Here is a 25407-nt window from a genome sequence, read left to right as displayed (position 1 = left end):
ATTATTTTGTGTATTCGTCATTATAGTTCACCATCCAATGAACGCCATATTTATCCTGGAAACTTCCAAAATAATCTCCCCAAAACTGATCTTCAAGCGGCATTTCTATATTTCCTCCCTCTGAAAGTCCTTTAAAAAGTCTTTCAGCTTCGTCTTTCGATTCCGGAAAAATAGAAACATAATTATTATTTCCTACTGTCAGAGTCTGTCCGAATCCCGGAACGATATCCGAAGCCATTAAAAGATCATTTCCAATAGGTAGCGCTACATGCATTACTCTGTTTTTTTCCTCGTCTGAAAGATTTTCAGTACCCGGAGCGTTCCCCATCTTGTGGATTTCACCCAGAAACTCTCCTCCAAAGACAGATTTGTAAAAATTGAACGCTTCTTCTGCGGTTCCATCAAAATTTAAGTACGGATTTAATTTTGCCATGATTTTTAATTTTAAGTTATTAAGATTATTGGTAAACACAAATAGTACAAAAGGTTCATAAATAACACGGCAACGATATCAAACATTGGTGTTACTTTTAAAACAACCGGTACTAGCCGTATTTTATTTATTTAAAAAATTTTCTATTTCTTTTACAGTAAAGTTTATTAGATCTACATCCATACTTCCATCGAAATCGGCCATCATATAAGTACCATGGGTAGCGGGAAGTATCATTAATTGTGAATTTTTCACCAGCCTCCACATAGCAACTGTATGTTCGGGCTTCATGACATCTTTATCACCACTGATAAACAGTACGGGTGAGTGGATAGAAGTCAATACCTCATCATCCCAATCTTCAAAAGTCTGCATCCTCTTACAGTCTTTGTCAAAGAGATTTTCAAGCTTTGAGAAATCAGGGTTCAGGTTTAAAAAATTAATTTTAAAGGGCTCCGGCATGGTATCAAACGTTGCCTCCTGCATCCCTTCAAAAAAGCCGTCAATCATTCCTGATCTCTTATAAAATGCTGAAGCAACCACCATTTTTTCTACAACATCCGGATAAAGATGAGCAATCTGCATCACGGTATTTCCACCATTGCTGAATCCCCAAAATGAAGCTTTTTTAATATTGAGTTCCCCTAAAAGAGCAGCAACATCCCGGGCATCCTGCTCAAATGTTTCAGGAATATCCCGATGCTCACTTCTCCCGTGATTCTGAAGATCAATGCCAATCAGCTGAAATTTATTTTCCAGCCTTGCAATAACTTCTTTAAAATCAAACAGAATAGAGGAACCTCCTCCATGGATCAGTACCAAAGGTTTTCCTGCACCATAAATTTCATAATACAGCTGAATTCCATTGACTCTTTTATAGCCTTTTTCTACCGGATTCATGGGTTAATATTTTATATTTTCGTCCACATCATATTTCATTCCAGGGTAGTCTAAAATTTTACGCATCAACCCGATCTGCCCGCACAGGTAATCTTCACGGCCAATACACATTCCTACAAAATTGAGTTTGTTTTCTGTGATAAAAGGAATGTTCATCCCTATTTCAAAAATCTCATCAAGCTCTTCATCTGTTACTTCCCCTAATCTCTGATACACTTTTGAAGAAATATCATGGAAATTTTTCTTCAGGTCAGTTAAAGTTGGGTATGTATTACTTTCATCCAATGCCTTTCCCTGAAAAAAGAGATCATTATTAGGATCCTGATCCTGCAGTCCCAGTACCCAACCCAATCCATACCTCATATTCACAAAGTTTCCTGCCATCCATACAATATGATTGGTTTTATTTTCAATTCTTTTCAACGCATCTTCTTCCGAAATACCGTCCAAAACGTTCATAAAGCTTTGGGTATGCATTCTGTAAGCCGGAATAATGAGTTCCATTTTTTTTGATTTTGGTGTGTCCATCTTTTTATTTTTTATGGATTTTATTTTTAAACCTTACTTTATCGCTCCCGGTTTTCCCAGAATCCTGCGAAGGTAGCCCAGCTGTCCGCTGTGGTAAATTTCATGAAGGCAAAGCATTGAAATATCTGTACTGCTTCCAGGAGTAAATCTTTCAAGAGCATTAAGCTTTGCGTCCAATATATCCTGAGACTGGTTCAGATAAGATTTTAGTTCTTCAAAATTTACAAACTCAGCCTTCCGCTCCAACGGTATTTCTCCTCTGTTGTAGCAGGAGAACTTCTCTCCATCCCAAACAGATTCTTCACCCAGGATATTCAGAAAAGCATTTCTTATATAAATTAAATGTCCGAGAATCCAATTCATAGAATTAGCCTCACCATTTGGAAAAACCATTGATTCATTGTGCGTAATACCCTCGATATTCAAAGAGATCACCTGATAATTACTGGTCACCTGGTTTTTTACAAATTCTATTTCGTTTGATATAGTTTCCATAATGCTAAAATATTATGATTGGTCTGCGGGCAATTGTGAGAGATCTCCATACATCACTTCCCACTGATGGCCATCAATATCTGCAAAAGCACTTTGATACATCCATCCGTGATCCTGAGGTTCACTATATTTTGAACCTCCGTTTTCGAGAGCTGTTTTTACCATATGATCTACTTCATCACGACTGTTTACACCTATTGCAAGAAGCACCTGTGTAGTATCTCCTTTGGCAAAAGGTCTGTCCGTAAATGTTTGAAAAAATTCTTCTTTCAGAAACATGGTGTAAATATGATCTTCTCTCATGACTACACATATTGCCTGATCATTCGAAAACTGTTCATTTATAGAAAAGCCAAGCTTCGTCCAGAACTCTCTGGTTTTTTGCACGTCTTTTACAGGTAAATTGACGTAAATATCATTGATTCGCATTTTGTAATTTTTAGTGTTAAACTTGTAACCAAATGACCAAGGTTTAATAAAAACTAACCTGGCATAAGGCAATATTTAATGTTATTTGAAAGTAAAGCATCTGTTAAGGTAGAATAAGAAACGCTTTTTGGCAGTGATCCTCGTTAGGTGCTCTACTATTGAGTCGGCATTTGAGAGATATCGGCATAGGTTATATTCCAGCCATGTCCGTCAAGATCCCAAAAAGAATTTTGGTACATCCATCCGTAATCCTGAGGTTCTTCATGTTGTGAGCATCCATTTTGCAAGGCAGTATTGACCACCTGATCAACCTCTTCACGGCTGTTGAGCCCCACTGCTACAAGAACCTGGCTTGTATTCTCTTTGGCAACAGGTTTATTGGTAAAAGTCTGGAAGTAGTCCTCTTTCAGAAACATAACATAGATATTGTCATCTTTCATTGCAACACACACCGCCTTATCATCTGAAAACTGTTCATTAATTTCAAAACCAAGTGTAGTCCAGAATTCTTTTGTTTTCTGTATGTCTTTTACCGGAAGGTTGACATAAATTTGATTGACTTTCATTTTTGTAATTTTTAGTGTTAAACTTTTAACCAAAATTACCAAGGTATGATGAAAATCAACTTGCCATAAGGCAAGATTTAATTTTTCTTGGGATGGGAAACCAATTCTTTACGAATACGGCTTAAAGAAGTATCGGTAACCCCCAGATAGGAAGCAATCTGCTTTAAGGGAGCAAACTGGATAACCTTCGATTTTTGTTCCAGCAAATTCAGATATCTTTTGGTAGCGGAAAGGGTAAACATTTCTACAGACCGCTGTTTATAGTCAAAAAGTTCTTTAGACATCCAGGATCTTCCCCATTCCCTGAGATTGGGAATTTTATGGAATAAGTCCTGAAAAGTATCGTAATCAAGCCTCCAACATTCACAATCTGTAATACAAATGATGTTTTCCTGAGAAGGTATTCTCTGAAACAATGATAAAACCTCAATAATAACCTCATTCTCTACAAAGAAATGCGTAGTCACTTCATTCCCGTTGAAATCATTGACAAATGAACGTGCTAGGCCACTGTCTAAAATATAATATTCATTAGCGGTTTTTCCTTCTTCAAGAATAAAGTCTCCTTTTTGAAATGATGTTTTCTCATGGGCCTGAAATATTTCTTCAAGCTCTTCATGAAGAAAAAAAGGAAAATCATAGCATGTTTCTAAGGCTTTATTGGTCATCAGGTCAATTTTTTTTGAGTTTTAAAAATAAAATTTTTAATCCAGTTAAAGATATAAATATTAAACAAATAAGAAAATCATTCATAAAAATCAATATATCACATTGAAATTAAAGACAATCGACAACAACTAATAATTAAACAAATGTTCTAATTTTTATAAAACGTCTTATCAAATTAAACCACCCCGTCAAATCAAAGATTTGGCACCACTCCAGAGGAGGGGAATGCTTATACCTTTAGGGGGCTGAGTTAAATATCTGGGAAAGGGAGAGATGGTTTTCTTTTGCTTAAAATAAAGACAGCTGAATCGGTTTGTTCGGTTTTGGAGCATCACCAAAAACAGTTTTCCCTCCAAAACGCCAGGAGTTTTGTCTTTCTTCTTCAATAACCTGCTGAATATCAAAATCGGGAGTAAAGTCTTTTTCCGCTGATGTTACAATCTGGTGGAGTTTATGTAAAGAATTTAATTTGTCTGAGTTTCCAAGCTTTGACTTCTCTATTCCTTTTTTAAGAATATTGATACTTTCGTCATAGGTTTTCGTAGGTACAGGAAAAGGATGTCCATCTTTACCTCCGTGGGCAAAAGAAAACCTTGCAGGATCAGAAAATCTTGCCGGTGCCCCATGAATCACTTCACTCACTAATGCCAGTGACTGCATCGTTCTCGGACCGACACCTTCCAGCATCAGCAGATCTTCAAAATTTTGTGGCTGCTGCTCACGGGTTATGTACAAAAGAGCGCCCAGCCGTCTCAAATCAACATCAGAAGCCTGTACATCATGATGGGCAGGAAGAATCAGTCTTGAAAAGTCTTTCATCACATCTACAGAGTCGGTATGGGAAATATCCAGAATTCCTTTTCTGTTTTGCGAAGCTTCGGAAGCGGTAAGGTTAAGGATTTTCCCTCTTGAAATACCATTAATTCCGGTATGGGGTTCTTCTACAAATGATTTGACATTTTCCGAGTGCCAATGGTAGCGTCTTGCCGTTCCGTCAGACTCGTGCATTCCCTGCTGAATCACACTCCAGTTTCCGTTATCCGAGAGCACAAAATTATGCAGATACAGCTGATATCCATCCTGTATGGCGGTATTGTCAACCTTTGCTGAAAGTTTACTGGCTCTTACCAGCTCTGTTCCATTCAAACCGGTCTTATCAGCAATACGAATCAGCTCAGAGGGAGTTTCTCTTGACAGTTTCCCTTTACCTCCACAGATATAAATTCCCAGGGATTGAGAGTTGGGGTTAATAGAGCGTTTCAAAGCTCCCATAACGGAAGTGGTAATTCCTGAAGAATGCCAGTCCATTCCCATCACCGCTCCAAAACTTTGAAACCAGAACGGGTCTGCCAAACGGCGGAGAACTTCATCTTTACCATAATCCATCAGGATCACCTCAATAATGGAAAGCCCGAGAACAGACATCCGTTCGTATAACCATGGCGGTACTTTGCCATAGTGAAGAGGTAGATCTGCTGTTCCTGAACGTTTCATTTTTGATTAAAAAACAAAGTTAGTTTTAATATTCTAAATGGGGCATGATTTGAATCAACATTAAATAAAGCATAAAAGATTGTCCATTCATATTTTTTTATGATTTTTGTATCGTTTCAATACCAACCCACTATTATGAAAAAACTTTTACTATTTCTATGTATAGCCTTGCTATCTGCCTGCCAAAGTAAAAAAGAAGAATCAACCAATGCAGAAGGTCTTAAAAAAATGAGAGAGGAATGGCTCAAAAACAGATTGGACTTTTTTCAGGCTGCTAAACCCCAATATTTTTCAGCTAAGACAATTAACGGGCAGCCATTCAACTCAAAGGATTATCAGGGGAAAAACCTTCTGATCTTCATTTACAGTAAAACATTTCTTAAAAAAGACCCTAATGCAAGTTATAATATGGTGGATGATTTTAATGGAATCTATACCCACTACAAAGATAATGTAGGCGTTATAGGAATTTTGGAAGGACTTGTAGAAACAGATAAGGAACTTCAGCAGATCTTCCATGATGCCAGTTTTACATTTGAACAAATAGATAATACGCAATCTCCCAGCAAACAGGAACAGCTGAAATATAATATCTACTGTACTCCGGCTAAAATACTGATTGATTCCAACGGAAAAGTGATCCATTCCAGCTGTGGTGGAGCTACAGATGAAGAGCTTATACGAAAGTTAGACAGTATTAAAGGGGCTCAAAAATAAGCGCTATCAATCATTTGAATACAACGGTAAAGCACCATGCTTTTTTTCATCAAATTCCTCATTGAAAATAATTTTATTCCCAAAGGGGTCATTGACGGTAAAAGAAATGGCATTGTAGAAGGTCTTCTCAAGGCCCGGACGATTGTATTTGTAATTTTTAGCAAGCAGCTCTTTGTGATATTCAGGGACTCCTTCTCCCCAGATAAAAACACTGCTTCCGGGAGTTCCATCCCCATGGTGTTCACTCAAATGAAGAATAATATTGTCTTTTTTCACCTCCATATAAACGGGTGTATTTTCTTCAAAATGATGTTCCCATACGATTTCAAAGCCCATCCAACCGATGTAAAATTCCAGGGTTTTCTGATAATCAAAAATTCTGAGAATAGGAATAACCTGTTTTGCATTCATGATATCAATTAATTAAATATTTATGTGGATTTTGGAAATTATTTTTAAGTTTTGGCTAAAGCCAAATGATGGTTTATTTTTTATGAAAGCGGACTAAAGTCCACTCCTATTGAATGATATGCTTTATTTTATTGGTGAGAAAGAATATTAATCAGTTTTCCAAACGGGTCTTTTACAAAGAATCTCCGGACTCCCCAATCTTCATTGGTCAATTCATACGGTATTTCAAATCCTGCCAGGCGCATCTTCGTATAAATGAGGTCTACATCCTCCACTTCTATGGAAAGATCAGGAACTTCGGTATTATTTCCACCTTGTTCCGCAAAACTGATCTGAACTTTTGCTTCTTCTTCATTTCCAAAAGTTTTGATCCAGCCATGATCCATCAAAACATCAAGCTCTAAAATATCCTGATAAAAATGACTGGCTTTTGATATCTCATCTGTTTTTATATTGACCACGATTCTTTTGACCATACTGTATCATTTAAAAAAGCCCTGTGAAATTACATAAAATTTCGCAGGGCTTTACAAGATTTTTATAGGTATTTGTCTTTAGAGTGAAGAAGCAGCTTCCAAAATCAATTCGGTAACTTCCTTAGGATGTGAAGCTAATGAGGCATGTCCTGCATCTAACGTAATTATTTTCTTTGGCTGAAGTCTTTCTGCCATTTCCTTCTCTGTTTCTGCCGGAATCATATGATCTTTTGAGGAGATCTGATACCAGCTAGGTTTTGTTTTCCATGCCGGTTCTCCGGCAACATCTCCGAAACACTGTCCATGAATAGGTTTTTGTGACAATGCCATTACCAAAGCCTTTTCGTCATCAAGATCCTGGCAAAAAGCAGATTGAAACTCGTCATACTTAATCCACAGGAAACCTTTACTGTCTGGGTAAATACTTGCTCCGCCCGGAGATTCCCTTCTTCCTAAAAGAGATCCTAAACTGTCTCCTGCATCCGGAGCAAAAGCAGCGATATAAACCAGCCCGGCGACTTTATCATGGTTTCCGGCACCTGAAATCACAGCACCTCCATAAGAATGCCCTACCAAAAGCACTTTCCCTTCCTGGGCATCTATAAGGTCTTTTGTCTTATTGATATCATCCTGTAACGAAGTTAAAGGATTTTGAACACTTCTCACTTTGTATCCTGCTTTTACCAAAGAAGGAATAACATACTGCCAGTGTGAGCCATCTCCCCAGGCTCCGTGTACCAAAATAATGGTTAGATCTTTCTGTTCCATAATGATTATTTAAAATTTGATGATTGTAAAGCTACGTGCTAAAATCTCAAAGGACGTTAACTTAAGTTAATTAACAATCCTACTTCTTATCCGGCTAAGAGACTGCTCTGTTACTCCCAGATAACTGGCAATATGTTTCTGGGCTATTTTCTGAAACAGAAGGGGTTCTTTTTTCAAAAGATTTAAATATCTGTTTTCGGGAGAATAGCATAACAAATCATCAATTCTTTTTTTGGCATCCAAATAAATTTTTTCACTCATTACACGTCCAAATTGCTGCCAGTATGCCTCTTTTTCATATAAAGATTTAAGATCCTCTTTTCTTAAAAGCAAAATTTCGCAGTCTTCCAATGCCTGAATATTCATATTGGAAACGGTATCACAAAGAATACTTTCATAATCTGTAAAAAACTCATTTTCAAAATAAAATCCGAAATTGATCTCCCGCCCCTGATCATTGATATAAAAGCACCTTATCGTTCCTTTTTTGATAAAGCCTAAGTATTTACATTTTTCACCCTGTTTCAGAAAAAAATCAGATTTTAAAAGCTGTGTATGTTTAAGCAGGGCATAAAATTCTTCGAAATGCTCCCGATCTACCTGAAACAGTTCTCCATATTTTTTGTAATGATCCAACATAATCTGTTTGTGTTTTTATATCTAAAAAAGCCCTGCAAAAAATTATTTTCACAAGGCTGTTACAAGTATTTTATTCCTGTTGTTTATTTTATTGGTTTAATGCTGTAAGTGCTGCATTATAATTAGGCTCATCAGCAATTTCTGAAACCTGCTCCGTATATACCACTTTGTTGTTTTCGTCTGCAACGATTACTGCACGGCTTAAAAGTCCTTTCAAAGGAGAATCAGTAATGGTTACTTCATAATCATCACCAAAGCTGCTTCTGAAATCTGAAAGGGTTTCCACGTTATTTAATCCTTCAGCAGCACAGAATCTTCCTAAGGCAAAAGGAAGGTCTTTTGAAATATTAATCACTACTGTATTATCTAATTTTGAAGCTTCTTCGTTGAATTTTCTGCTGGAAGCGGCACAAGTTGGCGTGTCAATACTTGGGAAAATATTGAAGACTTTCTTCTTTCCTTCAAAGGTTTCAAGTGTTTTTACATTTAACCCGGAGTCTACCAAAGCGAAATCTTTGATTGTGGTTCCTACTGACGGTAATGTTCCTATTGTGTGTACTTCGTTTCCTTTTAAAGTAATGGTTGACATAATTTTATTTTTAAAGTTTTTCAAATTTAATCAAAATAGATTTTTTTTCAATTTAATAAAGGTTAAATTAATCTTAAAGTGAAAAAACTCAGTATAGGAGTAAGCCCCAAAATTAAATTTTAACTAAATTTGTAGAACTATAATTTCAAATAACAAATAACAGTATAATGTCAGAAAAATCAAAAATCTATTACACACTTACTGATGAAGCTCCAATGCTGGCTACACATTCATTTTTACCAATCGTAAAAGCTTTCACAAAATCAGCAAACATCGAGATCGCAGTTCCGGATATTTCTTTGGCAGGAAGAATTTTAGCTAATTTTCCTGAATTCTTAAAAGATGATCAGAAAATCGGTGATGCTTTAGCAGAATTAGGCCAACTGGCTACTCAACCTGACGCTAATATTATCAAACTTCCTAATATTTCGGCTTCTGTTCCTCAGTTGGATGCAGCAATTGCTGAATTACAGGCGAAAGGTTTCGCAGTTCCTAATTATCCTGCAGAACCTAAAAATGATGATGAAAAAGCAATCAAAGCTAAATATGCAAAAGTTTTAGGAAGTGCAGTAAATCCGGTATTAAGAGAAGGAAATTCTGACAGACGTGCTCCAAAAGCTGTTAAAAACTATGCAAAAGCCAACCCTCACAGAATGGGTGACTGGGCTTCTGACAGCAAAACTGATGTAGCTCATATGAACAATGGTGATTTCTATGGGACAGAAAATTCTACAACCTTAGAAAATGCTACACAATATAAAATCGTATTCAAAGGAAATGACGGGGCTGAAACTTTGTTGAAAGATTTCGCAGGCCTTCAGGCAGGAGAAGTTATCGATTCTTCTGTAATGAACCTCAATGCTTTGAAAGTATTTGTACAGGAGGCTATTGAAGAAGCTAAAAATAAAAATGTACTTCTTTCCGCTCACCTTAAAGCTACGATGATGAAAATCTCTGATCCGATTATCTTTGGAGCTATTGTAGAGACTTTCTTCAAAGATGTATTTGCTAAATATGCTGAGACATTCAAATCTTTAGATGTCAACCCTAACAACGGTCTTGCTGATCTTTTTGAAAAAATTAAAGGAAATGCTCAGGAAGCTGACATCAAAGCTGATATCGAGAAAGCGCTTGCTGAAGGACCTAGAGTGGCCATGGTAAATTCTGACAAAGGGATTACCAACTTCCACGTACCTTCTGACATCATTGTTGATGCTTCTATGGCTGCTCTTGTAAGAGGGGGTGGTAAAATGTGGAACAAAGAAGGAAACGAAGAAGATACAGTTTGCATCATTCCGGACCGTTCTTATGCTGGTTTCTATCAGTCTGTAATTGACGATATGAAAGCACATGGAAAGCTGGACCCTACTACTATGGGATCTGTTCCAAATGTTGGATTAATGGCTCAAAAAGCTGAAGAATATGGTTCTCACGATAAAACTTTCCAATTATCTGCTGACGGAACTGTAGAGGTTCAGGATGAAGCAGGGAATGTTCTTCTTTCTCAAAAAGTAGAAAAAAATGATATCTTCAGAATGTGTCAGACTAAAGATGCTCCTATCCAGGACTGGGTAAAACTAGCTGTAAACAGATCAAGATTATCTGATACGCCTGCTATTTTCTGGTTAGACAAAGGAAGAGCTCATGACAGAGAAATCATCAAAAAAGTAGAAAAATATCTTGCTGATCACGATACTGCAGGTCTTGACATCAGAATTCTTGATGTAAAAGATGCTATGACTGAAACATTAAAAAGAGCAAGAGAAGGTAAAGATACAATCTCTGTTTCAGGAAACGTATTAAGAGATTATTTAACCGACCTTTTCCCAATCCTTGAACTTGGAACTTCTGCAAAAATGCTTTCTATCGTTCCATTAATGAACGGAGGTGGTTTATTTGAAACAGGTGCCGGAGGTTCTGCTCCAAAACACGTTGAACAGTTCTTAGAAGAAGGATATTTAAGATGGGATTCTCTAGGTGAATTCCTTGCTTTACAAGCTTCTTTAGAGCATTTGGCACAGACTCAGGGAAATACAAAATCTCAGGTATTGGCTGATGCATTGGATGAAGCAAATGCTAAATTCTTAGCTACAGATAAATCTCCAGCAAGAAAAGTAGGACAAATCGATAACAGAGGTTCTCATTTCTATTTAGCTATGTATTGGGCTGAAGCCTTGGCAAACCAAACTGTTGATGCAGAATTGGCGGCTAAGTTTGCTCCGGTTGCAAAAGAAATGAAGGAGAATGAAGAGGTAATTAATGCAGAATTAATTGGTGCTCAAGGTAAGCCTCAAAATATTGACGGTTACTACAAAACTGATAAATACAAAACGTACACAGCAATGAGACCAAGTACTGTTTTAAATGAAATTATTGACAGAATCTAATTTCTGATGTAATATAAATAAGAAAGCTCCTTTTTCAAAAGGGGCTTTTTTGTTTTTGGCCTATTCATTAAAAGATATACCGAAAACCACCCCGTCAAAAGGAGGGAAATATTGACCATATATTTATTCATCAAAGTCAACGTATCCCTAATCCCTGCCACCTAACACCTGCCACCTCTCACCTACCTATCCTCCACAATCACTCTCCTGTGTTCTCTCCCCCAGTTTATCATTTCCTGGATTATATTTCCAAAAGTTCTGCAATATTCTGTGGGCTCATATTCAATCAGTACGGGAGTTTCCGGGTAGACATTGCGCTTTACCAGTTTATTCAGTTCCATATCTTTAAGTTCTTTTGAAAGCATTCTTGTGGTAATTCCGGGAATGCTTCTTTCAATTTCCCGAAAGCGTCTGTTCCCATTACAAATTGAGTTGATGACGGGAATTCTCCATTTTCCTCCAATAAAATAAAGGGTATCCTGAAGGGCTCTTAATTCTTCTGTCTGATCTCTTTCCATAAGTGCAAAGTTAAGTGATATCATGAATGATACTGATATACTCTGTGATACTGGTTACAAAAGTATACCAAATTGAAATAACTTTGTCAAAAATTGTAAGAAATGAAAAAACTGAACAACAAATTAGCGATAGTAACAGGTGGAAACAGCGGAATCGGATACGCTGCTGCAAAAGAACTTATTTCACAAGGAGCCACAGTCATCATTACAGGAAGAAGAAAAGAAGCTGTTGAAAAAGCAGCTTTAGAACTCGGAGCAATTCCTTTCATTGCAGACCAGGCCAACCTTCACGACATCGATTTGCTAAAAAAAGAAGTTGAACAACAATTCGGAAAGGTAGATATTTTATTTATCAATGCAGGAATTACAGGAAGCATGGCTCTGATTGAAAATATGGATGTCCACAACTTTGATGAGGTGATGAATATCAATTTCAGGGGAGCTTACTTTACCTTAAGCAAATTCATTCCTATACTCACCGATGGAGCTTCTGTCATCATGTTATCATCTATTGTAGCCTCCACCTACAAACCCAACAGCTCTGTATATCAGGCAAGCAAAGCTGCACTTAATTCAATTACAAAAACTGCGGCAGCAGAGCTGGCTCCAAGGAAAATCAGAGTCAACATCATCAGTCCCGGCCCTATAAATACAGATATTATGAGCAAGGCTGGACTGGATGAGGAAACTTTAAAGAATCTCAACAGCCACCTGATCAATGAAATTCCACTGAAAAAAATGGGGACCGCAGAGGAAGTGGCAAAATGGGTTACCTATTTATCTGATCCTGATGTTTCCGGATTTATTACCGGAACGGAGATCGTGATAGATGGAGGGATCACTTTATAAGCTTTCAGTTTTTACATACCGGCAATCATAATATATTGCCGGTATTTTTATGTTGAATTTTTCAGACTTTAAAATTCCTTATTCACCTTCTTTTTTGTCCGGCTTAGCCTTTTTTACATTTCAAAATCTGGACCTCTCCTCTACTTTTGGCTCAGAAAAAAACAATACTTGTTATGAATACTGAAAAGAAAAAAAGAAATCCCATTGCTATTATCTTTTTGGCTATACTGGGAATCTTCGGAGGGCTTCAGCTATTGAGCCAACCTCTGGAAGGAAAACCTGTCACCGGGAAAATTGAAGCCCCCCGTGAGGTCATTGCTATCCTTGAAAACTCATGTTTTAACTGCCACTCCAACCAGCAGAACTTAAGCTGGTATGATAAGCTTGCCCCGGTTTCCTGGGCTGTCAATAAAGATATAAAAAGAGCCCGAGAGGTTCTTAATTTTTCGGAATGGGAAAAGCTGTCTCCTGCGGAGCATCAGGGGAAAATGTATGCTATTCTGAACATGATGCAAAGTGGGAAAATGCCACTTCATGAATATACCCTCTTACATCCCTCTTCTAAAATTTCTCAAAAAGATATTGAAACAATCAAAAAATATACACTCTCATTATCTGGTACCGGTACTCTAACCAAGGATAAAAATACAGGTCAGGAAATCAAAGAAGCTCGCCAACCTATTCCATCAAAAAATACTGTTTCCCCCAATGGCATTCAGTATAATGATGATTTTAAAAACTGGAAGGTGATCAGCATGAGTACACTCTTCGACCATTCTATCCGCGTTATCTATGGCAATCCTACTGCTGTCAAAGCCATTGAGACCGAAAATTTCCATCCCTGGCCGGACGGAAGCATCGTAGTAAAATCGGTATGGAAACAGCAGGAACTTCCGGACGGAGAAATCAGAGCCGGAAAGTTTATCAATGCACAGTTTATGGTAAAAGATGCTAAGAAATACAAAGACACTGAAGGTTGGGGCTTTGCAAAGTTTTCAGGAGATGCCCTTCATCCTACCGGAAAATCAGCATCATTTGCCAAAGAATCATGTATTGCCTGCCACAGACAACTTGCAGAAAAAACAGGATACCTATTTGATGTTCCTATGAAAATCAACACCCAAAGATTAATTCAAAATTTACAGAAAAAATGAAAAATACATTCGCAATTCTCCTGACAGGTTTTATTTTACTTATCTCCTGCAACAAAGAAAACAAGGATAACGGACTTGTAAGAGTAGTTTTTGATCCGGGTCACCTGAAATTCATCTCAACTTCTTTGAATCCCAAAAAAGAAACCATGTCCGCTTTATATGGAAACTCAAAAGCTTTAGAATCATTATCAAAAGAAAATAGCCAACCGGAATCAGGTACTGTTATAAAATTGGTAACGTGGCGTTATCATGAAAACCCTCAATACACGGGAGGAACAATCACCGGGGAGCTGGTAAGTATTGAGACTCTCCAATCTGATGAAAAAGGAAGCGTTTCTTATGAAATGAAAAACGCAGAGTCTAACAATCTCTCAGTCAATAAAGAAGAGAGAATACAATATCTGATGAGCTATCATCCGGTAAGCAGACCCTGATTAAACTGGATTTTGGTTTATTTCCTGTGAATAGTGAATTGGCTCAGCTCAATCAATGATGAATGGATGATTAACAGGCATAGCAAATTCACTATTCGTTCTTTATTATTCACTGTTTTACCAATAAAAAACATTAATTTAACCTTTTCAAATTCGCGGTTCATGCAACAGCAAAAAATAAAAATTTCGCAGGCGGTCATCTGGGTGAGTTCTATTTTTCTTGGAATTTTATCTTCGGTTCCCCAGCTTGCCTCTCATGAATTTAACTGGAAGGAAGCCATTGTCAATTCGGCGATAACCGCTGCATTCTCCATTACCATGTGGTATATCAATATTTATATGCTGAACCGGTCAGCAGGAAAGCGCAGACAGCATATTTCCTACCCAAGGCTGCTTGTCATATTAGCTTTTGGAATGGTGATTATGTTTGTGCTGGCATGGATTCAGCAGTTGATCTTATCTCATATCAATTTTGGACCGGTTATGCTGATGGTGGAGGTAAGAGGTATTTTAATCAATTTGGTCTGCTATATGTTTCTGACCTTACTTCAGAACAATTATACCGGTCAGCAGATACAGCTGGAGCTTGAAAAAGTGAAAAGTGATCATCTTGGAGCTCAATATGAACTTTTAAAACAACAGATCAATCCTCATTTTCTTTTCAACAGCCTGAATACTTTAAAATTAATGGCAGAAACTCATGATGTGGAGACTGTAGATTTTATTGTAAAGCTCTCAGACTTTTACCGTTTCACTCTTGAAAGCAGAAAATTAGACCTCATCAGTGTTCAGGAAGAAATGAAAATAGTAGATGCCTATCTTTTCCTTCAAAAAGCACGTTTTGGTGACGGCATTACATTTACTAATCTGCTTGAAAAAGAAACCGGGCAAACACTTATTCCCCCCTTTACGCTTCAGCTTTTGGTAGAAAACTGTATTAAGCATAATATCGTTTCCCAAAGCAAACCTTTACATATTAAGATCTATAACACCAAAGATCTGATGATTATTGAAAACCCCATTCAGCGTAAAATGGCAGTAGAAGATTCTTTGGGCGTTGGACTGGACAATATTAAAATGCGTTATAAGCATCTTCTAGAACAGGACATCATTATTTATTCGGACGAAAAAACCTTTCAGATAAAACTACCACTGATCCATGAATATCATCATCATTGAAGACGAATTTAGGGCAGCAAAGGCCCTTCAGAGCTTAATTTTAGATTTACAGCCCGATTCCTGTATCCTGGGAGTTTATGACAGTATTGAAGCAAGCATTGAAGCTTTATCAATGGATATAAAGCCCGATCTTATCTTTATGGATATCCAACTTTCTGACGGACTTTCATTTGAAATTTTCAAAGCTGTAGAAATCACGTGTCCAGTGGTTTTCTGTACTGCTTTTGATCAGTATATGCTGGATGCTTTTAAAAGTAAAGGAGTGGATTATGTGCTCAAACCCTTTTCCCGGGAAGATATCTCGGAAGCTCTCAAAAAAGTAGAGGAATTAAAAAAATTCTTTCAAAAGAATGAATTACCCGACCTGGAGTCTCTTTTACAAAAAATCAGTCAGCCTGAAGGCAAAAGCAGTTTCCTTGTTTTCAAAAACCAAAAGTACACTAGTGTTCTCACTGAGAATATAGCTTATTTTTATATCCACAACGAAATTACCCATCTGGTCACCTTTTCCAGGGAACAGTTTCAGCTCACCCAGCCTCTTGGGCAGGTTGCCGAACAGGTTTCCGGTAAACAGTTTTTCAGAGTCAACAGGCAATATCTGGTTAATTTTAAGGCTATCAAAGAAATGGAGCATTATTTCCAACGGAAAATCCTTGTTACCCTCGTTGTCGATACTCCTGAAAAACTTCTTATCAATAAAGAAAAAACGCACAGCTTTTTTACCTGGATGGAAGATCGGTAATACCGGACTGTACACATGAATCTATTACGACCTAAAGGCGTGTCATAAAATAAAGGCAATTAACTGATTACCATCCGGTTAATTGCCTTTTTCATGATCTTTCATGTTTAGAAAAGGTTCCTCTTCATTCTTTTAATTTTCTTTCAAAATTTCTACAACTTCTTTTTCCGGTTTCAACCCTTCATTTGTCCGGTTAACTTATTTTCTCATTCTTTTAGGTTCTAAGGCGGTCTACTTTTGAATCAAATTAAAAGATATGATACTAAAAAATTTAATCACAACAGGGATTTTCACCTCATTACTGTTTGCTGCTTTTGCCTTTGTTCAGGTAGATCAGACATCAGAAAACGAGCTACATTCAGCTTCCGAAGATCATGGTTTTGCCGTATTGGAGCTATTCACATCAGAAGGCTGTTCCAGCTGCCCTCCCGCTGATGATCTGATGGGACAAATCGAAAAGAAATATAAAAATGAGCCTGTTTATATCCTTTCTTACCATGTTGACTATTGGAATCGCCTGGGTTGGAAAGACAGATTCAGTACTCCTGAAAACTCACAAAGACAGCAGCAATACAGCCGTATGTTAGGTTCTCAGGTATACACCCCACAGTTAATCGTCAACGGAAAAACTGAGTTTGTAGGTTCCGACCATAATGCTGTGGAAAGCGCCATCCAAAAAGCACTGTTTGTTTCTAAAAATACAAAGGTAGAACTCTCAGCCAGGGCCTCTCAAAACGAAATTAACGTACAGTACAAGACCAATTCAACAGATCCTAAACATACACTGGTAATAAATCTTGTTGAAAAACAATCTTCCACTCAGGTTGCTCAAGGAGAAAACGAAGGACGGCATCTGCAACACTGGCAAATTGTTCATAAACAGAATAAGATTCAGGGAAATACAATACAAGACGGAGCCTCAACTTTTCTGCTTCCAGAGCATTTTTCTCCTGATAATTGGGAAATCATTGCCTTTATTCAAAATACAAAAACCGGAGAAATCCTGGGATCTGCAAAAACGGATTTAAAATAAGTTTTTCAACAGCATCCATCTCAATTCTTACAACTGACACTCCCACAAACTTTTTCGCTTCTTAGCAATTCATTAAAATTCAATAACAATTAAAAAAACGATCACAATGAAAACAAAAACAACAAAAATCATCTATTGGTCCGGTGCAATCTTTATGTCTCTATGGTTTGGAGCAAGCGGTTTCTTTGAACTCACAAAAAATCCTGTTGTCTGGGATATTACCCAACAGCTTGGCTACCCTTCTCATTTCATTTATATATTAGGGGTCTTTAAAATCTCAGGTGTTCTCGTTCTTCTTCTTCCTAACAGACTGTTGAGATTAAAAGAATGGGTATTTGCCGGAATGTTTTTCGATATCATCTTTGCTTTTTTTTCAAAGATTGCGGTTCTTGGTTTTCCCGCTGCAGTAGATGCTATGATCGCTTTCTCAGTACTTTCAGTAACGTATCTCATGTTCAGAAAGCTATACTCTTCCGAACTGATCTTTGAAGAAGCCTGATAATCAGAAATGTCATAGAAAAGTTTATGTTCATTTTTTGAAAAGCTACGATTTTCTTTTCTGCAAACGAATCCTCAACCTACTAAGAGGGTTCGTTTTATGTTAGGGATCAGCTGATGTTTAGTTTGGGCTAAATGATACATTGACAATAATAAAGCGGACTAAAGCCCGCTTTATTATTGTTTACTCTTCAACATCTCTTAATTCATAAAACTTTCCGGGAACCACTCAAAAGCGCCAGCTTTTTTCTTTGTGAATCCAAGGCCTGGCCATGGCAAGTGACAGGCAAAAGCTCTTGTTTTGGTATCTGCCAACTGCAGAAGAAGCTTTTTTCTTGAAGCGGCAGCTATATCCAGGTCTGTATCTCCGGAAAAACCCCATTCAGGATGCGGGAAAAGAATAACATCGGAATGAATAAGATCTGCTATGTATAATAATTTTTCATTGCCTGATGATACTGTGGTAACCGTTAAGCCTGGTGTATGCCCCGGGGCTAACTGAAAACTGAAATAATCATACAGCGTATTGTTCAAATCATAAAACTTCAGTTTGGGTTTAATTGTTTTCAAAATATTCTGGAGCGCCGGGACAATCTGATTGAGCAATTCAGGTTTAGCTTTCAGGGCACTGTTATTAAAATCTTTGAGGGAAGCCTGCATCCAGAAATCATATTCAATTTTTGAAATAAAGATATTTGCATTAGGATAAACAAAGTTGTTCTGTTTATCTATAACCCCTCCAATATGATCAGGGTGTGCATGAGAAATAAAAACATCCGTAATATCTTTCGCAGAGAAGCCTGCTTTTTGAAGACTTTTCAGTAGAAATTCCGTTCTTTCATCAGCAAAAATTCCCATTCCGGAATCGAAAAGAATGAGTTTATTCTTTGTTTTTACAAGCAGCGTATTCATCGCCATATCAATATAATCTTCTGATCTGAAATTATCTTTAAGAATGGCTTTCACTTCTGAAACATTCCCTCGTGGGGCAAATGAATTCACATCTGTCTCATGGATATATCCATCCGTGAGAACAAAAAGCTCTAATTCTCCAAGCTTCATTTTTTTAAACCCTGAAAGATCTTCTTCTATTTTATCGGAAGTTATTTTCGTTTCTGCCAATATACTGGAAAAAGGAACCAAACTCAGTGTTCCTGCCAGTAAACCATTCTTTAACAGTTCTCTTCTATTCATAATCTAAATATGTGATATTGTGGTGGTGTGAATTTATTATATTTGAAAAAACTGAGCTCCCGGTAGTATCCAGGAACCCAGTTTACAGTATAGTCTTTAGTTGTTTACTAATTTCATAGAACCTTCAGTATATCTTTCGCCCACATTGGGATATTTCTTCAGGATCGCATCAATGGTATCCAAATCCGATTGTGAAAGATCTATGTTTATGGCAGCGATATTTTCTTCCAGGTATTTGATTCGTTTAGTCCCCGGGATTGGGATAATATCTTCACCCTGACTGAGTACCCAGGCTAATGCCAGCTGGGTTCCCTTCACTCCTTTAGAAGCTGCAAAATCATTGATTTCTTTTGCCAGCTTGGTGTTATTTTCTATGTTTTCCTGCTGATAACGCGGTAAAGTCTTTCTAAAGTCATCCTCTCCAAAGTTCTGTACTTCACTGATGTTCGCAAAAAGTCCTCTTGCTAATGGAGAATAAGGAACCAAACTAATTCCAAGCTCTCTGATCGTTGGCAGAATTTCTTTTTCAACATCTTTTGTAAGGATAGAGTATTCTGACTGCAAAGCAGCTATCGGGTGAATTTTATTAGCTTTTCTGATAGATTCTGCTGAAGCTTCAGAAAGTCCGATATACTTCACCTTTCCGGCTTTTACCAGTTCTGCCATGGCTCCTACTGTTTCCTCTACGGGGATATTGGGGTCCACTCTATGAGCATAATAAAGATCAATGGTATCTATCTTTAACCTTTGAAGGCTTAAATCTACGGCCTGTCTGATCCATTCCGGTGAACCATCAAAATAGGTACCCGGAGCCCCACTATGGCTGGCTTTATCACCTTTAAATCTGAATCCGAATTTTGTGGCAATAAAAATTTTATCTCTGTTGGGAACCAAAACTTTAGAGATCAGTTTTTCGTTTTCTCCATTAGCATACATGTCTGCTGTATCCCAAAAATTAACTCCCAAGTCTAATGCTCTGTGCAAAGTATTGATGCTCTCCTGCTCATCTGTAGGGCCATAAGCAAAGCTCATCCCCATACAACCCAAACCAATAGCAGATAACTGCTCTCCTGTATTTCCTAATTTTCTAAATTTCATGATGGTATGATTTAAATTTTATAAGACAAAATTAGAACATAGAAACAGCATCTGTGATATATAATTCAAACTAAGAATTATAAAATTCAAACAGGATTCATTCTTAAGGTATTCGGAGTAAGTCCGGTTTGTTTTTTAAAATAATTGGTAAAATAAGCTGGTTCTTCAAAGCCCAGTCCATAAGCGATTTCTGCAATATTCCAGTCTGTATGCTTCAATAAAGCATGGGCTTCCTGCACAACTCTTGCTGTAATCTGCTGGCTGGTTGTCTTTCCGGTAATCTCTTTTACAGAACGGTTCAGTGAATTCACATGAATGGAAAGACTCCGGGCATAATCATTGGGGGTTTTCAATTTCAGATATGCCCCAGGACTGTCAATTGGAAACTGTCTTTCCAGAAGTTCCATAAATAAGGAGGCTACTCTTTGTGAAGCATTCTGATAAGGTTCAAAACTTTCTGCAGGATTCATTTTCATTGTTTCATGAATCATCAGATAAAGATAAGCTCTAAGCATATCGTATTTATGAACATAATCCGACTGAATCTCTACCATCATTTTTCTATATAGATCAGAGAGTATCTTTTGATGCTCTTCTTCCACAAAGAAAACCGGAGTTCCTCCAATTTTGAAAAGAGGAGAATCCTGAAGATTTCCCAGACGGTTACCATTTTGCAAAAATTCTTCTGTAAAGAGGCAGAACCACCCTTTCTGATTCTCATCCTGTGACTCCCAGGAATAGGGAACAATAGGATTCGAAAATAATAATGCCGGGCGGTCTATCTCAATCCATTTATCTGCGTAGTGAAGTCTTCCTTTTCCTATAATCAATGAGATTTTATAATAATCTCTTCTGCTGTAGGGAGTCAATACTGCACAATATTCCCGTGAGGCTACATTGAAATGTCCCATACCACGAGGTCCCACCTGCTGCGGCCCCAGATTGGAAGAGTTTCTTTCATAAAACCCCTCTAATGATTCTTTGGATTCCATATATCAAAATTATAAAATTCAAACCAATATATCTATAAAAACAATCTATATTCATAAAATAAAAATGGCTGGCATTGCTGCCAGCCACTTAAAGTGAATATATATAATTGATAATGGTCTAATCCCATTCATCATCATGTCCGTGCCCGTTTCCATGACCATGTTTATTTTGTTTTTTGTAGTATTTTTCCTGATTTTTATAATACTTCTCCTGTTGTTTACGGTATTTTTTCACATCATTTTTACGTCCATATACCATCACAGGATTTTGTCCTCTATAATATTTCTTTTTAAATACAATATACTTTTCTCTTCCAAGTATTCTCTCCAGTTCCGAGTATCTTTCTCCTCGCCATCTTCCGGGCTCTACTACATATACCTTATTCCATGAGTTATAATCACGATATCGGTCATTTAAAGCATAAACCTGATTGGCTTGCGTGGTGGAAAGTAACAGATCTGCTACGACAGTCTGCCAATTAATATCACTAATACTTCTTCTATAATCATTATAATAATCGGACTGAGCATAACTCATGCTGAAGGTCCCGATTAAAAATGCTGTTAACAAAAATTTTTTCATTTTATTATCCCCTTTTAAATTAAACATAATGACAAAGTCAATTAAAGTGCCAATTATTAACTTTAATTCCCAATGTTTGTTAATGAAAATCGTAAACCACTGATTATCTTTTACATATTTTACCTGCCATTATCATTCGATCATCAAAAAAAATGTAATTTTCTTCGGATTTTTTTTCTTAAACAGAGATTATGGGTAAATACCGGAGGCTGCAGATTGGAGTTTAGCAAAAATACTTTATACTTTATACTTTATACTTTATACTTTATACTTTATACTTTATACTTTATACTTTATACTTTATACTTTATACTTTATACTTTATACTTTATACTTTATACTTTATACTTTATTCTTTATTCTTTATTCTTTATTCTTTAAATCCATCACTTATAAAATTCGTTAAGATTCCAAAAATATGTTATTTCATATCATTTAAATTTGTAATTTTAAGAGAGAGAATGTTTTTTATCGTTCTCTTAAAGCCATTATCAACTAAATCTCAGTAATTATGGAAAATATAAAATTTGAAGTATCTCCTTATCAGGATGAATTGCAGCTCCTCATTGATGAAGAAAAAGTGGGTTATATGTCCATAGAGATCGACGGAAGGTTACTGATCGTATATTATACCAAGCTTGATGAAGCACGCGAAGGCCAGGGATATGCCAAGCTGTTATTGGATGAATTGGTACGGTATGCGGAAGAAAAAGATTTACTGGTAGACCCGGAATGTGATTTTGTACGTCAGCAGTTTGAGAATCATCCTGCAAGGTATAAAGATATCTGGCATGCATAATCAGTCTTCCCACCACGCGCTAAACTGATGATCTGATTGATTCAGATCAACGACCTCTCCAATTCTTGGAGTAAGGATAGATAAGTTTTTTTCTTTTCCAAGACTTGTTATTTTCTGTAAGGGTTCGTTCCAGGGATGAAGAGCCAATGCAAATTTAGCAGCATGTACCGGAATAATATGTTTTGCTTTTACGTCAATACTCGCCTGAATTACGTCTTCAGGTAAAGTATGAATATATCTCCATGCTTCACCATATTGCCCATTTTCAAGAATGGCATAGTCAAAAGGTCCATATTTCTCTCCTATCATTTTAAAGTGAGAGTCGTACCCACTGTCACCTCCTAAGAATATCTTTTTCGTTGGGGTTATCAGCACATAAGATGCCCAGAGTGTATCATTCTGTTTTATTCTTCTCCCGGAAAAGTGTCTTGCCGGAGTGAAGATGATTGTAGCATTATTTTTTAGTTTAATCTCAGTACCCCATTCTTCTTCAATAAGTTTATTTTCCGGATATCCCCATCTTTCCAAATGTGCTCCTATGCCAAGTGGTACAATAGCCATACCTGTTCTGTCTTTAATAGATTTAACAGTAGGATAATCCAGGTGATCAAAATGATCATGGGTAATAATCAGATAATCCAGCTCGGGAATATCTTCCGGCTTAAAAACATCAGCTCCTTTAAAGGCTTTATTGAAATATTTAAAGGGTGATCCATACAAGCTGAGCACCGGATCAATTAAAAAAGAAATTCCATCAATCTGCAGATAATAGGAAGAATGTCCCAGCCAGACCATTACATCCTGATTTTTATCAATGCTTTTTAAATCTGTATGAATGGAAGGAATATCTTTCAGGGGCTTTAGTAAAGGATCTTTCTTACCCAGAAAAAAGTCATAAGTAACTTTTGACATTTTGTAGCCCTCAGCAATTGATGGAGTGTGGCTGATATTCTGAAATTGTTTTTTTCTGTAAAGTTTTGATTTTTTGATACGCTCCAGCCGTTTTCCTTTGGGTACAGCTCCAAAGGCTTTCCCATTGATCACTACATAAAAAACAGCAAGCAGTACAGCTATCCCTATAATAATCCAATACATCATCTGTTATAATAAAGATCAAATGTATTGACTTTTCATTTTAAATAAAAATATAAGTAATAAAGCTCTATTTTTTTAACTAAATTTATAAAGTCAATCCAAAAATTTATCATTCATTTAAGTGATGATTAATTTAAATCTTTCTATTTTAGCAGCTTAAAAAAACTCAAAGACATTGAAAAATTATTCGGCAATATTGCTTTTAGTTCTATTATCGTCATGTTCTTCTATCAGAAAACATAACGAACAAAGAGCTTCATGCATTCCTCCGGAACAGCTTAAAGAAGATGTAGACTATGCTTATTCAAAGCTTCAGCAGATGCATCCTCAGTTATACTGGTATATCCCTAAACAGGAACTGGACTATAAATTTGACAGCCTTAAGCAAACTATTACCGAACCTCTTACTCCCCTTCAGTTTTATTTCAAATTCCAGCCTGTCATTGCAAGTATACGTGAAGGGCATCTTTCTTTAAGAATTCCCAGAAAGAAATTTACAAAGCAGGAAATCAAAAAACTAGAACATACAAAAGGGTTGTTCAGCCGTTTTGAATACTATATCGATGATGACCATATGTATATTGTTCAAAATAAAGATGCTATCGAAGATATCAAACCGGGAACGGAAATTGTAACGATTGACAATATTGCGGTTTCAGACTATATCAAAAAATACAGAAGTCTGATCAGCAGTGACGGATACAATACCACCTTTCACTCTTATTTTTTAAAGGATCTGTTTTTTAACTTTTATACTGCAGAAAACGGTCTTTCTAATACAGCCACTATCGAAACACTTTATAAAGGTGAAAAACACACATATACATTAACCAGGGAATCCAAATCAGAAACTGATCTTGATAAGGATAAGGAAATGAAAAAGAGGACTCAGGAAAAGAAGGTCAATGATTATGTAGCTGCCAGCAATTCTTATAACAGGAGTTTTAAATTCCTGGATAAAGACAGCAGTATTGCTTACTTACAGGTAAAAAGTTTTTCCCGGGATTATTCTGATAAATTTTACAAGGAAACTTTTGCTAAAATAAAAAATGCCAAGTCTCCTTATCTTATCATTGATGTCCGCAACAACTATGGAGGTTCTCTTCACGAGATCAATAATCTGTATTCTTATTTGACCGACAAACCTTTTACGCTAATAAAGCCGTCTCAGGTGACTTCGAAAACAACTCCTTTAAGAACCAATTATTTCAGGAAAAGTACGCCTTTAGAATATGCCTTCAAAAGTATTGCCTATCCCAGTTACTTTTTTGCCCAGGCTTTCAGTACTTATAAAAAGGATGGAAAGACCTTCTATAAAATGAAGGTAGACAAACCTACCAAACCTAATAAAGAAGCTTTCAACGGAAAGGTTTTTGTACTGATCAACGGAGGAAGTTTTTCGGCCTCCTCTATCATTACAGCAAAACTTAAAAGTGATAAGAGGGCAACCCTGATTGGGGAAGAAACAGGAGGTGCCAACGATGGAACGGTGGCAGGATTTTATTCTTACCAGCAACTTCCCAATAGCCAAATAAAGTTTCCTATAGGATTACTTCTTGTACAGCCGAATATCGACTTCCAGGACAGTAAGAAAGGAGTAACCCCCGATATCGTCATTAAAGAAAGCATGCAGGATATTATTGATAAAAAAGATCCGCAGCTAGACTGGATAAAGAATGAAATAAATCTGGAAAAAGAAAAATCTTCCCAGTAAAAATGACTTCGGCGGGCTTTCAGC

General features: G+C 36.8%; 30 protein-coding genes. 11 read left to right on the top strand and 19 right to left on the bottom strand.

What is annotated here, in order from left to right:
• Window position 1: 1 nt before the first annotated feature.
• From JML65_RS02795 to JML65_RS02760, 8 genes are all read right to left on the bottom strand, one after another.
• Window positions 2-433 (bottom strand): VOC family protein, encoded by a 432-nt coding sequence (locus JML65_RS02795; RefSeq protein ID WP_047486347.1) that lies wholly within the window; start codon window positions 431-433, stop codon window positions 2-4.
• A 123-nt stretch (window positions 434-556) separates the two neighbouring features.
• Window positions 557-1333, bottom strand: a complete 777-nt coding sequence (locus tag JML65_RS02790; protein WP_047486057.1) for an alpha/beta fold hydrolase — start codon at window positions 1331-1333, stop codon at window positions 557-559.
• 3 nt (window positions 1334-1336) lie between these two features.
• Window positions 1337-1861, bottom strand: coding sequence for a hypothetical protein (locus JML65_RS02785; protein WP_047486058.1), 525 nt, complete (start codon window positions 1859-1861; stop codon window positions 1337-1339).
• A gap of 33 nt (window positions 1862-1894) precedes the next feature.
• Window positions 1895-2356 carry a DinB family protein gene (locus tag JML65_RS02780; RefSeq protein ID WP_047486060.1) on the bottom strand — a complete coding sequence of 154 codons (462 nt, stop codon included), beginning with the start codon at window positions 2354-2356 and terminating at the stop codon, window positions 1895-1897.
• 12 nt (window positions 2357-2368) lie between these two features.
• Entirely contained in the window at window positions 2369-2785 is a 417-nt protein-coding gene (locus tag JML65_RS02775; protein ID WP_084087703.1) for a VOC family protein, read from the bottom strand.
• A gap of 155 nt (window positions 2786-2940) precedes the next feature.
• Window positions 2941-3351 carry a VOC family protein gene (locus tag JML65_RS02770; protein ID WP_047486064.1) on the bottom strand — a complete coding sequence of 137 codons (411 nt, stop codon included), beginning with the start codon at window positions 3349-3351 and terminating at the stop codon, window positions 2941-2943.
• 77 nt (window positions 3352-3428) lie between these two features.
• Entirely contained in the window at window positions 3429-4019 is a 591-nt protein-coding gene (locus JML65_RS02765; protein ID WP_047486066.1) for a Crp/Fnr family transcriptional regulator, read from the bottom strand.
• Between the two features lie 289 nt (window positions 4020-4308).
• The gene (locus tag JML65_RS02760) at window positions 4309-5514 is read right to left on the bottom strand and encodes a DUF763 domain-containing protein (protein ID WP_047486068.1); all 1206 of its coding nucleotides are present in this window, start codon (window positions 5512-5514) and stop codon (window positions 4309-4311) included.
• 135 nt (window positions 5515-5649) lie between these two features.
• Here JML65_RS02760 and JML65_RS02755 point away from each other — a divergent pair, with 135 nt between their 5' ends.
• Window positions 5650-6231, top strand: coding sequence for a peroxiredoxin family protein (locus JML65_RS02755; protein ID WP_202269835.1), 582 nt, complete (start codon window positions 5650-5652; stop codon window positions 6229-6231).
• A gap of 6 nt (window positions 6232-6237) precedes the next feature.
• On the opposite strand, the gene JML65_RS02750 is transcribed toward JML65_RS02755, so the two are convergent.
• The 5 genes from JML65_RS02750 to tpx all read right to left on the bottom strand — a co-directional run bounded on the left by JML65_RS02750 (window position 6238) and on the right by tpx (window position 9114).
• Entirely contained in the window at window positions 6238-6642 is a 405-nt protein-coding gene (locus JML65_RS02750; RefSeq protein ID WP_202269834.1) for a glyoxalase superfamily protein, read from the bottom strand.
• Window positions 6643-6770: 128 nt separating this feature from the next.
• A complete protein-coding gene (locus JML65_RS02745) occupies window positions 6771-7118 on the bottom strand; it encodes a VOC family protein (protein WP_047486074.1) in 348 nt (115 codons plus the stop codon).
• Between the two features lie 78 nt (window positions 7119-7196).
• A complete protein-coding gene (locus JML65_RS02740) occupies window positions 7197-7886 on the bottom strand; it encodes an alpha/beta hydrolase (RefSeq protein ID WP_047486075.1) in 690 nt (229 codons plus the stop codon).
• A 66-nt stretch (window positions 7887-7952) separates the two neighbouring features.
• Window positions 7953-8525, bottom strand: coding sequence for a Crp/Fnr family transcriptional regulator (locus JML65_RS02735; protein WP_052188521.1), 573 nt, complete (start codon window positions 8523-8525; stop codon window positions 7953-7955).
• An 88-nt stretch (window positions 8526-8613) separates the two neighbouring features.
• Entirely contained in the window at window positions 8614-9114 is a 501-nt protein-coding gene (gene tpx / locus JML65_RS02730; RefSeq protein WP_047486077.1) for a thiol peroxidase, read from the bottom strand.
• Window positions 9115-9281: 167 nt separating this feature from the next.
• Between tpx and JML65_RS02725 the strand changes: the two genes are divergently transcribed.
• On the top strand, window positions 9282-11501 hold the full coding sequence (locus JML65_RS02725) for an NADP-dependent isocitrate dehydrogenase (protein WP_047486078.1): 2220 nt from the start codon (window positions 9282-9284) through the stop codon (window positions 11499-11501).
• A gap of 182 nt (window positions 11502-11683) precedes the next feature.
• On the opposite strand, the gene JML65_RS02720 is transcribed toward JML65_RS02725, so the two are convergent.
• Window positions 11684-12019 carry a winged helix-turn-helix transcriptional regulator gene (locus JML65_RS02720; protein WP_047486354.1) on the bottom strand — a complete coding sequence of 112 codons (336 nt, stop codon included), beginning with the start codon at window positions 12017-12019 and terminating at the stop codon, window positions 11684-11686.
• Window positions 12020-12121: 102 nt separating this feature from the next.
• Here JML65_RS02720 and JML65_RS02715 point away from each other — a divergent pair, with 102 nt between their 5' ends.
• The 7 genes from JML65_RS02715 (at window position 12122) to JML65_RS02685 (ending at window position 17909) form a co-directional block, all read left to right on the top strand.
• Window positions 12122-12868 carry an SDR family oxidoreductase gene (locus JML65_RS02715; protein ID WP_202269833.1) on the top strand — a complete coding sequence of 249 codons (747 nt, stop codon included), beginning with the start codon at window positions 12122-12124 and terminating at the stop codon, window positions 12866-12868.
• A 173-nt stretch (window positions 12869-13041) separates the two neighbouring features.
• The gene (locus JML65_RS02710; protein WP_202269832.1) at window positions 13042-14022 is read left to right on the top strand and encodes a heme-binding domain-containing protein; all 981 of its coding nucleotides are present in this window, start codon (window positions 13042-13044) and stop codon (window positions 14020-14022) included.
• Entirely contained in the window at window positions 14019-14456 is a 438-nt protein-coding gene (locus tag JML65_RS02705; RefSeq protein ID WP_047486082.1) for a hypothetical protein, read from the top strand. Before JML65_RS02710 ends, JML65_RS02705 begins: the two co-directional genes overlap by 4 nt.
• 162 nt (window positions 14457-14618) lie before the next feature.
• The gene (locus tag JML65_RS02700) at window positions 14619-15635 is read left to right on the top strand and encodes a sensor histidine kinase (RefSeq protein ID WP_202269831.1); all 1017 of its coding nucleotides are present in this window, start codon (window positions 14619-14621) and stop codon (window positions 15633-15635) included.
• Window positions 15616-16377, top strand: a complete 762-nt coding sequence (locus tag JML65_RS02695) for a LytR/AlgR family response regulator transcription factor (protein WP_202269830.1) — start codon at window positions 15616-15618, stop codon at window positions 16375-16377. Before JML65_RS02700 ends, JML65_RS02695 begins: the two co-directional genes overlap by 20 nt.
• Window positions 16378-16633: 256 nt before the next feature.
• Complete coding sequence (locus JML65_RS02690) at window positions 16634-17410, top strand: DUF1223 domain-containing protein (protein ID WP_202269829.1); 777 nt, start codon at window positions 16634-16636, stop codon at window positions 17408-17410.
• A gap of 106 nt (window positions 17411-17516) precedes the next feature.
• Window positions 17517-17909: a DoxX family protein gene (locus JML65_RS02685; protein ID WP_047486091.1), complete on the top strand. Its 393-nt coding sequence runs from the start codon at window positions 17517-17519 to the stop codon at window positions 17907-17909.
• A gap of 200 nt (window positions 17910-18109) precedes the next feature.
• Here JML65_RS02685 and JML65_RS02680 read toward each other — a convergent pair whose 3' ends face one another.
• The 4 genes from JML65_RS02680 to JML65_RS02665 form a co-directional block, all read right to left on the bottom strand.
• Entirely contained in the window at window positions 18110-19102 is a 993-nt protein-coding gene (locus JML65_RS02680; protein ID WP_202269828.1) for an MBL fold metallo-hydrolase, read from the bottom strand.
• Between the two features lie 96 nt (window positions 19103-19198).
• Window positions 19199-20200, bottom strand: a complete 1002-nt coding sequence (locus JML65_RS02675) for an aldo/keto reductase (protein WP_084087729.1) — start codon at window positions 20198-20200, stop codon at window positions 19199-19201.
• A gap of 86 nt (window positions 20201-20286) precedes the next feature.
• On the bottom strand, window positions 20287-21192 hold the full coding sequence (locus JML65_RS02670) for a helix-turn-helix domain-containing protein (protein WP_047486102.1): 906 nt from the start codon (window positions 21190-21192) through the stop codon (window positions 20287-20289).
• Window positions 21193-21310: 118 nt separating this feature from the next.
• Entirely contained in the window at window positions 21311-21775 is a 465-nt protein-coding gene (locus JML65_RS02665; protein WP_047486361.1) for a hypothetical protein, read from the bottom strand.
• Window positions 21776-22286: 511 nt separating this feature from the next.
• On the opposite strand from JML65_RS02665, the gene JML65_RS02660 reads away from it, so the two are divergent.
• On the top strand, window positions 22287-22574 hold the full coding sequence (locus JML65_RS02660; RefSeq protein ID WP_047486103.1) for a GNAT family N-acetyltransferase: 288 nt from the start codon (window positions 22287-22289) through the stop codon (window positions 22572-22574).
• On the opposite strand, the gene JML65_RS02655 is transcribed toward JML65_RS02660, so the two are convergent.
• Window positions 22575-23672 carry an MBL fold metallo-hydrolase gene (locus tag JML65_RS02655; protein ID WP_202269827.1) on the bottom strand — a complete coding sequence of 366 codons (1098 nt, stop codon included), beginning with the start codon at window positions 23670-23672 and terminating at the stop codon, window positions 22575-22577.
• A gap of 172 nt (window positions 23673-23844) precedes the next feature.
• On the opposite strand from JML65_RS02655, the gene JML65_RS02650 reads away from it, so the two are divergent.
• On the top strand, window positions 23845-25383 hold the full coding sequence (locus JML65_RS02650) for a S41 family peptidase (RefSeq protein WP_202269826.1): 1539 nt from the start codon (window positions 23845-23847) through the stop codon (window positions 25381-25383).
• Window positions 25384-25407 lie beyond the last annotated feature (24 nt).

The sequence above is a fragment of the Chryseobacterium sp. KMC2 genome (assembly GCF_016756935.1).
GTDB lineage: Bacteria > Bacteroidota > Bacteroidia > Flavobacteriales > Weeksellaceae > Chryseobacterium > Chryseobacterium rhizosphaerae.
This window is presented reverse-complemented; position numbering and strand designations above follow the sequence as displayed.

Coding starts and splice junctions, on each gene's coding strand:
- JML65_RS02670 (WP_047486102.1), bottom strand. CDS start 21,192: ATGGAATCCAAAGAATCATTAGAGGGGTTTTATGAAAGAAACTCTTCC.
- JML65_RS02685 (WP_047486091.1), top strand. CDS start 17,517: ATGAAAACAAAAACAACAAAAATCATCTATTGGTCCGGTGCAATCTTT.
- JML65_RS02790 (WP_047486057.1), bottom strand. CDS start 1,333: ATGAATCCGGTAGAAAAAGGCTATAAAAGAGTCAATGGAATTCAGCTG.
- JML65_RS02765 (WP_047486066.1), bottom strand. CDS start 4,019: ATGACCAATAAAGCCTTAGAAACATGCTATGATTTTCCTTTTTTTCTT.
- JML65_RS02680 (WP_202269828.1), bottom strand. CDS start 19,102: ATGAATAGAAGAGAACTGTTAAAGAATGGTTTACTGGCAGGAACACTG.
- JML65_RS02690 (WP_202269829.1), top strand. CDS start 16,634: ATGATACTAAAAAATTTAATCACAACAGGGATTTTCACCTCATTACTG.
- JML65_RS02735 (WP_052188521.1), bottom strand. CDS start 8,525: ATGTTGGATCATTACAAAAAATATGGAGAACTGTTTCAGGTAGATCGG.
- JML65_RS02780 (WP_047486060.1), bottom strand. CDS start 2,356: ATGGAAACTATATCAAACGAAATAGAATTTGTAAAAAACCAGGTGACC.
- JML65_RS02745 (WP_047486074.1), bottom strand. CDS start 7,118: ATGGTCAAAAGAATCGTGGTCAATATAAAAACAGATGAGATATCAAAA.
- JML65_RS02795 (WP_047486347.1), bottom strand. CDS start 433: ATGGCAAAATTAAATCCGTACTTAAATTTTGATGGAACCGCAGAAGAA.
- JML65_RS02720 (WP_047486354.1), bottom strand. CDS start 12,019: ATGGAAAGAGATCAGACAGAAGAATTAAGAGCCCTTCAGGATACCCTT.
- JML65_RS02660 (WP_047486103.1), top strand. CDS start 22,287: ATGGAAAATATAAAATTTGAAGTATCTCCTTATCAGGATGAATTGCAG.
- tpx (WP_047486077.1), bottom strand. CDS start 9,114: ATGTCAACCATTACTTTAAAAGGAAACGAAGTACACACAATAGGAACA.
- JML65_RS02760 (WP_047486068.1), bottom strand. CDS start 5,514: ATGAAACGTTCAGGAACAGCAGATCTACCTCTTCACTATGGCAAAGTA.
- JML65_RS02770 (WP_047486064.1), bottom strand. CDS start 3,351: ATGAAAGTCAATCAAATTTATGTCAACCTTCCGGTAAAAGACATACAG.
- JML65_RS02750 (WP_202269834.1), bottom strand. CDS start 6,642: ATGAATGCAAAACAGGTTATTCCTATTCTCAGAATTTTTGATTATCAG.
- JML65_RS02675 (WP_084087729.1), bottom strand. CDS start 20,200: ATGAAATTTAGAAAATTAGGAAATACAGGAGAGCAGTTATCTGCTATT.
- JML65_RS02710 (WP_202269832.1), top strand. CDS start 13,042: ATGAATACTGAAAAGAAAAAAAGAAATCCCATTGCTATTATCTTTTTG.
- JML65_RS02655 (WP_202269827.1), bottom strand. CDS start 23,672: ATGATGTATTGGATTATTATAGGGATAGCTGTACTGCTTGCTGTTTTT.
- JML65_RS02665 (WP_047486361.1), bottom strand. CDS start 21,775: ATGAAAAAATTTTTGTTAACAGCATTTTTAATCGGGACCTTCAGCATG.
- JML65_RS02700 (WP_202269831.1), top strand. CDS start 14,619: ATGCAACAGCAAAAAATAAAAATTTCGCAGGCGGTCATCTGGGTGAGT.
- JML65_RS02705 (WP_047486082.1), top strand. CDS start 14,019: ATGAAAAATACATTCGCAATTCTCCTGACAGGTTTTATTTTACTTATC.
- JML65_RS02785 (WP_047486058.1), bottom strand. CDS start 1,861: ATGGACACACCAAAATCAAAAAAAATGGAACTCATTATTCCGGCTTAC.
- JML65_RS02725 (WP_047486078.1), top strand. CDS start 9,282: ATGTCAGAAAAATCAAAAATCTATTACACACTTACTGATGAAGCTCCA.
- JML65_RS02740 (WP_047486075.1), bottom strand. CDS start 7,886: ATGGAACAGAAAGATCTAACCATTATTTTGGTACACGGAGCCTGGGGA.
- JML65_RS02755 (WP_202269835.1), top strand. CDS start 5,650: ATGAAAAAACTTTTACTATTTCTATGTATAGCCTTGCTATCTGCCTGC.
- JML65_RS02775 (WP_084087703.1), bottom strand. CDS start 2,785: ATGCGAATCAATGATATTTACGTCAATTTACCTGTAAAAGACGTGCAA.
- JML65_RS02695 (WP_202269830.1), top strand. CDS start 15,616: ATGAATATCATCATCATTGAAGACGAATTTAGGGCAGCAAAGGCCCTT.
- JML65_RS02715 (WP_202269833.1), top strand. CDS start 12,122: ATGAAAAAACTGAACAACAAATTAGCGATAGTAACAGGTGGAAACAGC.